At 63.5% G+C, this 2,019-nt stretch carries 2 protein-coding genes; one reads left to right on the top strand and one right to left on the bottom strand.

Translation table 11 applies throughout. The features are described from left to right. Window positions 1–259 precede the first annotated feature (259 nt). Window positions 260–463 carry a helix-turn-helix transcriptional regulator gene (locus AC5JLB_RS02490; protein ID WP_495872278.1) on the bottom strand — a complete coding sequence of 68 codons (204 nt, stop codon included), beginning with the start codon at window positions 461–463 and terminating at the stop codon, window positions 260–262. Window positions 464–1,093: 630 nt separating this feature from the next. Between AC5JLB_RS02490 and AC5JLB_RS02485 the strand changes: the two genes are divergently transcribed. Beyond that, window positions 1,094–1,954, top strand: a complete 861-nt coding sequence (locus AC5JLB_RS02485; RefSeq protein WP_495872277.1) for an Arm DNA-binding domain-containing protein — start codon at window positions 1,094–1,096, stop codon at window positions 1,952–1,954. Window positions 1,955–2,019 lie beyond the last annotated feature (65 nt).

The raw sequence follows: 2,019 nt of genomic DNA, 5'->3' as shown, positions 1-2,019 counted from the left end.
GTGCGCTTGCGCCTCTGGCATTCTCAACGCCGCCGCATTCATTACCTTCACCGCTTCCTTTGCTGCACCTTGGCTTACGCTGCGATCCTTCACCTACCGGGGATGTCATCGGCCCCAATGCCGCCACGTCGTGCATCGAGGAACCTGCTGCCGATCTTGCAGGTGATCCGACGAATGAGCCAGCGCTGATCAACTGTGCTGCGTGTCTCACCCGCGGGATCGAAGTGACAGGGCGGCTTGAGGCCGATGCCATGGACTGTCAGGCGCCGCGCGAAAGCTGGGCGATGTAGGCCTGCACCTCGGACATGCGCCAGCGGGAGGAGGCTCCCACCTTCACCGGCTCGGGAAAGGCCTGGGCCGCGATGTCGCGGTAGATGCTGGCGCGCGACCGTCCCAGCATGTCGCAGACCTGCGGGAGTTTCAGGAGGCGGTCGGGGCTAGTGATCGAGAAGTCGGCGGTCATGGTGTCCTTCGATGGTCGATTGGTGACGACCAGAACTTGGGTTCATCCGCGTAAGAGGACTCGCTCGACGGGCGCAGAAAATCGACCTGAGGCACCGCCCCCCTGGTCGCCCTCCGACCTGGCCACATCGGCCCGCCCCAGAGGCGCGATCCGCGCGCATCCTATCCTGACCCGTGTTATTCCCTGCCGCGCGCATGAGCTTGGCTGCAGAACTGCGGCCCCACCGACAGCATCAGTGAGCGCCGGCGAACCATCCGTAGTCCCGGCGTAGTCCCGACAGCCGGCGATCGGGCTCCTAGGACCAAGCTAATCCCAGATCTATCTGTCTTTCTGGGAGCTTGTGCTGGTAGCGGAGGAGGGACTTGAACCCCCGACACGCGGATTATGATTCTGCGCTGACCCTTCCACAGCCGGATACGCAGTAAGATAGGTTGAGACAGATCGAGAGGGAAAATCGCTTTCTTCTCAAGGCGCTGCGTAGCGCAGCAAGAGTCTCACCGGGTCTCACTTCGTCGCCACAGGTCTCACCTCAGCGCAGCGATTCCGCCACCCCGGCGCCACCCCGGATTTTTCTGCTTCCGGGATCCCCAGTCGAACCGACTTCCTCGTTGCCAAGAACGAGGACCACACATGCCGACCAAGCCTGCCAACCCCAACAAGCCTGACACCACCCCTCGGTACCTCACGGACGCATTCGTCCGGGGCCTCAAGAACCCGACCAGCCAGCGCCTAGAGATCCGCGACACGCATGTGACCGGGCTCGTCCTGCGCGTCACCCGGAAGGGCACGAAGACCTTCTCGTTGCAGACGCGGAGCGCAGGCGACGAGAAGATGCAGATCACGATCGGCCGCTACCCGGCCGTCTCGATCAAGGATGCCCGCGACATCGCCATGGGCCATATCGCCAGCATCGCCCGCGGCGCGGACCCGCGCGAGCTGACCCGCCTTGCGAAGGCGAAGGCCGAAGCCAAGGGCGTGACCCTTGGCGCCTTGCTCGACGAAGCTGAGGAAGTGTTCGGCCCGACCAAGGGGGTGTGGCGCAAGAACAACCGCTTCGGCCACCCGAAGGCTGAAGCCCGGGCGGCCATCGAGAACGTCTTCGGACCGCTGCTGGAGTCGTCCCTCCTGGGGCTCGCTACTGCTGACGTTTCCAAGAGCATGAAGCTCTACAAGCCGAAGAGGCCGAAGAGCGGCAAGAGCACCGCGAACGGGGCCATCTCCCGCGCCCTGGCCTATCTCAGGCCGGTCTTCGACTGGGCATCCGGCCGCGGCTGCTTCATGAAGGAAGGGGCCGCCCGCGAGCCGAAGCTCGACCTGCCGGATCTCTCGACCGTGCACGATCCCTCGGTCGATGATCCGACCCTCGAGTTCCGGCGTGAGCGTGTGCTCAGTCAGAACGAACTCGCCGCCGTCATGCCCCTCCTGGTTTACCCGGCGCCGGAGGGCATTCGGGAGAAGATCGACCCGCGGGAGGACTACGGCTCGTTTTAACTCCGCTTCCTGTTTCTTACCATCTCGAGTCTCTAAGAGGTATCTAGTTTGACGCGTAATGATTT

The organism is Myxacorys chilensis (assembly GCF_059505265.1).
This window is presented reverse-complemented; position numbering and strand designations above follow the sequence as displayed.